Below are 6,217 nucleotides of genomic sequence, written 5' to 3' on the forward strand. Positions count from 1 at the left end.
AAATGAGAAAATATAAAATTTAACACTATTTTCTCATAATAAGAATTATCTGAATCTTCAAATAAAAAAAGTAGGTGTAGACGATGAATCCTTTTTTAGCTAAAGAGACAACACAATATAGTTTATATGATCCTTCGTTTGAAAAAGATGCTTGTGGAATGGGATTTATCGCCCAGCGTGAAGGGAAGCCTTCTCATCAATTGGTCGATTATGCACTCACGATGTTAGAGCGGATGAACCATCGTGGTGGAACTGGTGCGGAGCCAGATACTGGAGATGGTGCGGGGATTTTGATGGCATTACCAGATGTCTTTTTTCAAAAAGAAGCCAAAAAAGCTGGGGTAACCTTACCATCACTAGGGCACTATGCTGTAGCGATGCTCTTTTTACCAAAAGAAAAAACCAAAAAAGCAGCGATGCAACAAGCCATTATTCAAGAAATCACGGAAGAAGGATTTAGTGTACGTTGGCAACGCGATGTGCCATATGCTTTTTCGAATTGTGGACCTGGTGCACAGCAAGTCATGCCAAGCTTCGTACAAATTTTTATCGAAAAACCTTTAGATACACCAATTGGTCGAGCGTTTGAAGATCAATTATTTTATTTACGTCGAACGTTGGAGAAAAATTACGCATCAAGTGATGTATCGATTTGTAGTTTATCCAGTCGAACCGTTGTCTATAAAGGGATGTTACATGCCTATCAAGTTCGTCTCTTTTATAAAGATCTGCAAGATCCTACGCTTATGACACATGTCGCGTTGATTCACTCACGCTTTTCAACCAATACTTTTCCAAGTTGGGACCGTGCACAGCCATTTCGCTTTTTGGCACACAATGGTGAGATCAATACCTTGCGAGGAGCTGAGAATTGGATGCACAGCCATCAAATTGAAGTCTATGATGAAGAAGCTTCGGATTCTGCTAAGCTAGAAAATTGTATGGAATACTTATATCGCAATGGTCGAGATATCCCGCAAGCATTAATGATGATGGTACCAGAAGCTTGGGGAGAACAGACAGGGTTATCAGAAGAATTAAAAGCGTTCCACGAATACAATGCAAGCTTTATGGCACCATGGGATGGTCCCGCAGCATTATGTTTTACAGACGGTGAAGTTGTAGGGGCATGTTTAGACCGTAATGGATTACGTCCTTCTCGTTATTTGATCACAGAAGAAGGGTTAGTGGTCGTGGCATCTGAATCTGGTGTTGTGGATATTGATCCTGCTACAATCATTGAAAAAGGCGTTTTAGGTCCAGCGAATATGTTTTTAGTCGATACATCAACTGGGGTAATCACGTATAACGACGAAATCAAAACTACATATGCTACAAAACACCCTTATAAAAAGTGGTTAACCAAACAATTATTGACCTTGGAAACATTGCCGGAAGTAAGCGAAACGCCACAAGTTGAAACAAGTGATCTATTGCGTTTATGGAAATTAAATGGCTACACGGATGAAGTGATCAGAACGTTGATCATTCCAATGGCGCAAACCGGCGAAGAACCAGTTATTTCGATGGGATTTGATTCACCATTAGCGATTTTAAGTGAGCGCCCGCAATCGTTGTTTACATACTTTAAGCAACAATTTGCACAAGTGACCAATCCGCCGATCGATGCCATCCGTGAACAACTTGTCATTGGGACCTCATTATTCTTAGGACGCGATGAAGATATTCGTTGTGATATTCCCGAAAATAGTCGAAAGTTAAAAGTCAATAGTCCGGTACTAACGACAAAAGATTTTGCTAAATTAGGCCAATTCCAAAAGAATAAACAAAAAACATTGACACAATCGATCCTTTATGTGAAACAAGCACAGCGTCATACGTTAAAAACAGCACTAGAAACTTTATTTAAAGAAGCTGAAGCCAAAATAGATGCCGGTGCGACGATCTTGATTTTAAGTGATCGTAATCGTGAACAAAAGCATTTAGCCATTCCGATCTTACTTGCAGTAGCAGGTTTGCATAACCATTTGGTTCGTCAAGGAAAAGCGTCAAAAGTGTCTATAGTTGTTGACACTGCAGAAGTTTGTGAAGTACACCATTACGCGATGCTGATTGGATATGGTGCAAGCGCGATCCACCCTTATGGCGCTTATGCAACACTGGATTTTTATCATCTATCTGAAAAAATTGAATCGTATCGTAAAGCCTGTGAAAAAGGAATCATCAAAATTATGTCACGAATGGGAATATCGACGATTGCTGGATATCAGGGAGCACAATTATTTGAGGCGGTCGGGATTTCAAGTGCGGTGATCGAAGAGTATTTCACTGGGACCGTCACACGTATCGAAGGACTGTCACTTGAACAGATCGAACAAGAATATATCAAACGTTACGACGCAGCTTATGGAGAAAAAGCTCGGGATTATTTACCATCAGGAGGAAGTTTCCAATACAAATCAGATGGTGAGCATCATCTATTTAATCCTAAAACCATTTATAATTTCCAAAAAGCTGTGCGAACTGGTGATTATAACTTGTACAAAGAATATGCCAACCAACTGAATGAAGAAGCGCTGGCGACACCAACCACGTTACGTACGATTTGGGAGTTTAAGTCTACGCGTCCTTCGATCGCTTTAGAAGAAGTTGAGCCAGCAGAGCGAATCGTAAAACGATTTAAAGTAGGAGCGATGTCGTATGGTTCGTTAAGTGAAGAAGCACATACCTGTATTGCCCAAGCGATGAACCAAATTGGTGCAAAATCCAACAGTGGTGAAGGTGGCGAACATCGCAATCGTTTCTATCCTCAAAAAGATGGAACGAATTTGAACTCCAAGATCAAACAAGTTGCATCTGGTCGTTTTGGCGTCAATGCAGAATATTTAATGAGTGCCGAAGAATTGCAAATCAAAATCGCGCAAGGCGCTAAACCAGGTGAAGGTGGACAATTACCTGGAAATAAAGTATTTCCTTGGGTCGCAGAAATCCGTGGATCAACACCAGGTGTACGTCTGATCTCACCGCCACCACATCATGATATCTATTCGATCGAAGACTTGGCACAGTTGATCTATGATTTAAAAACGATCAATCCTTATGCCAAAATCAATGTCAAACTCGTTTCCAGTACAGGAGTTGGAACGATTGCAACAGGTGTTGTAAAAGCCGGTGCCGATGTCGTAGTGATTTCAGGCTATGACGGTGGAACAGGTGCTTCTCCGAGAAATTCTGTTCGTGATGCCGGATTGCCTTGGGAGATGGGGTTAGCTGAAGCACATCAAACGTTGAGCATGAATCGGTTACGTCAGCGTATGACGCTAGAAACCGATGGTAAACTGATGACGGGTCGCGATATTGCGATCGCCACGTTATTAGGTGCAGAAGAATACAGCTTTGCATCTTTGATCTTGGTCGCAGTTGGCTGTGTCATGATGCGTGTGTGTAGCCTGAACACTTGTCCAGTAGGTGTAGCGACACAAAATCCAGCTTTGCGCAAATTCTTTGCCGGAAAACCAGAACACGTGATCAATGCGATGTTCTTTTTAGCAGAAGATCTCCGAGAAATCATGGCTGAATTAGGATTTCGAACAATCGATGAAATGGTTGGTCAAGCAGAAGTATTGCAACCGCGTTATATTGCTAAAGGAAAGGCAAAATCATTAGATTTTTCAAGAATGTTGGGAAGAAGCATCGGTATCGAACGAAAAGTAGACGATCCATTTGCTGAAAAACGACAGTGGAAAGAGCTAGATGCTTATAGTCAGGCAGCTTTAACGAATGCAACGACCGTGACGACCCATCAGTCAATCAATAATGTAGAGCGTTCAGTAGGTGCGAAAATGGCAGGTTGGATTGCAGAACGTTTTGGTAATTACACATTACAACCAGGATTACTTCATTATACCTATACGGGAATTGCCGGACAAAGTTTTGGTGCATTTGCCACACAAGGGATGCAACTGACTTTGATCGGTGAGGCCAATGACTATGTAGCCAAAGGATTAAGCGGAGGGCGTTTGATTATTATGCCACCAAAAGAAGCGGCTTATGATGTGGATCATTCGCCAATCGTCGGAAATGTTGCATGTTTTGGTGCAAATAAAGGAGAAGCTTACTTTAGAGGAATGGCCGGCGAACGTTTTTGTGTCCGTAATAGTGGGGCCAATGTCGTGGTCGAAGGTGTTGGTGATCATGGCTGTGAGTACATGACTGGTGGAACTGTAGTTATATTAGGAAAAACTGGTCGTAATTTTGCTGCTGGAATGTCAGGCGGTGTCGCGTATGTCTACGACAAAACGCAGACATTTAAAGAAAGATGTAATCTAGAAATGGTCGATTTGTTTGGATTGGATGAAAGTGGCGACGATCAGGTGTTAAAAGAATTGATCGAAAAACAATTATTGTATACGAAATCAACGAAGGCGGCTTACATTTTAAAACACTGGGAAGAAGAAAAACAGTACTTTGTTAAAGTATATCCAAGTGAATACCATGAAATGATCGATCGGACATTACGGTTTGAAGAAGAAGGCTATACGAAAACCGATGCAGTTGAACAAGCATTTGAGTCGATGATTGGCGCACAACTATCGATTCCATCAAGAAAGGACTGAAGTAAATGGCAGATCCATTTGGCTTTTTAAAGTATGCAAAAAAAGAAAATCCGGCGCGTGCAGTTGCTGAACGGATTAAAGATTGGGAAGAAATCAATGTTCCATTATCTACGACTGAACGTCAAGAACAGGCAGCTCGCTGTATGGGATGTGGGATTCCTTTTTGCCACACTGGAACATTTTTTGGTGGAAAAAAAACTGTATCAGGTTGTCCAAACGACAACCTGATTCCTGAGTGGAACGACTTGGTTCATCAAGGCCGATTTAAAGACGCATTTGAGCGTTTGGCTAGAACGAATCCGTTACCTGAGATGACAGGTCGTGTATGCCCAGCACCGTGTGAACAAAGCTGTACAGAAGCCTTGAATGGTGAAGGTGTCACGATCCATGAAAATGAGCGGTTTATTATCGATACAGCCTTTGAAGAAGATTGGGTCAAAGAATCAGGGTTACCTGGTGAAGCGACTGGATTTAAAGTTGCAATCATTGGAAGTGGTCCTGCAGGATTATCGGCAGCATGGCGCTTAAATCAATTAGGGCATGCCGTCACTGTCTATGAACGTAGTGATCGTTTTGGAGGATTGTTGATGTATGGGATCCCGAATATGAAGTTGGATAAAGATATCGTTCAAAGACGGATCGATCTCATGATGGACCTAGGTATTACCTTTATTGCGAATACAGAAATCGGACGCGATCTCTCAGCAGAAGAGCTACAAGCCAATTATGATAGGGTCGTGATCGCGACTGGAGCCAGTGTGCCACGTGATTTAAAAGTTTCTGGACGTGAATTAAATGGGATCCGCTATGCGGTAGATTATTTGACAGAAACGACCAAAGATATTTTAAAACATGGCAAACAAGCGACTAGTCGTAAGTTGGAAGGCAAACATGTCGTTGTGATCGGTGGTGGAGACACTGCTGTTGACTGTGTGGCTTCTGCTTTACGCCAAGGCGCCGCTTCGATCAAACAATTAAATATCAATCCAGCGTTGCCAAACGAACGTGCAGTAGATAATCCGTGGCCTGAATATCCAAGAGTGGACAAACTTGGGTATGGTCAAATCGAAGCACATGAAGTATATGGTGAATCGATCAAATTGAATAGTATCAGTACGACAGCATTTATTGGTGCGGAAAGAGGACAATTGATTGGGGTCGAAACGGTTCGCTTAGATCAAGGATATCAAGAGATCCCAGAGAGCAAAACGATTTTAAAAGCAGATCTTGTCTTATTAGCCATGGGATTTGCTGGACCAGAGCATCGTTTGTTTGAAGAATTTGGTGTCGAGGAGATCTACGGGGACAATACGACAAACAATGAGCGTGTACTAGTAGCTGGTGATGCAAAACGTGGACCTAGTTTGGTCATTTGGGGAATCAAAGAAGGACGCATGACAGCTGAAAAAATCGATCAAAGTTTACGTGCACTGGTCTATCAATAATACTATGAAAGCAAGTCTTGATTATTTTAAATAAAAAAACAACCTGATTTTGATCAGGTTGTTTTTTTGGCTCTATACTTTTTGATGTTGGTGGATGACACCAGCATCTTTTTTATTTTGAAAAACAATAGAAAAGACACCTTGAAATCCTTTAGAATTAATTTGACGAACCAATCCAAAAGGAGGAATCAAGAT

The 6,217-nt window shown here is 41.6% G+C and carries 2 protein-coding genes; both read left to right on the forward strand.

From position 1 onward, the window contains the following. The first annotated feature begins 83 nt into the window (after positions 1-83). Positions 84-4,577: a glutamate synthase large subunit gene (gene gltB, locus ACWOEC_RS07615; protein ID WP_455307140.1), complete on the forward strand. Its 4,494-nt coding sequence runs from the start codon at positions 84-86 to the stop codon at positions 4,575-4,577. A gap of 5 nt (positions 4,578-4,582) precedes the next feature. Beyond that, positions 4,583-6,022 (forward strand): glutamate synthase subunit beta, encoded by a 1,440-nt coding sequence (locus tag ACWOEC_RS07620; protein ID WP_455307142.1) that lies wholly within the window; start codon positions 4,583-4,585, stop codon positions 6,020-6,022. Positions 6,023-6,217: the final 195 nt, after the last annotated feature.

The sequence above is a fragment of the Enterococcus bulliens genome (assembly GCF_053761865.1).

What these genes read in the sequence shown, in the direction of transcription:
- gltB (WP_455307140.1), top strand. Translation starts at nt 84, where the DNA reads ATGAATCCTTTTTTAGCTAAAGAGACAACACAATATAGTTTATATGAT.
- ACWOEC_RS07620 (WP_455307142.1), top strand. Translation starts at nt 4,583, where the DNA reads ATGGCAGATCCATTTGGCTTTTTAAAGTATGCAAAAAAAGAAAATCCG.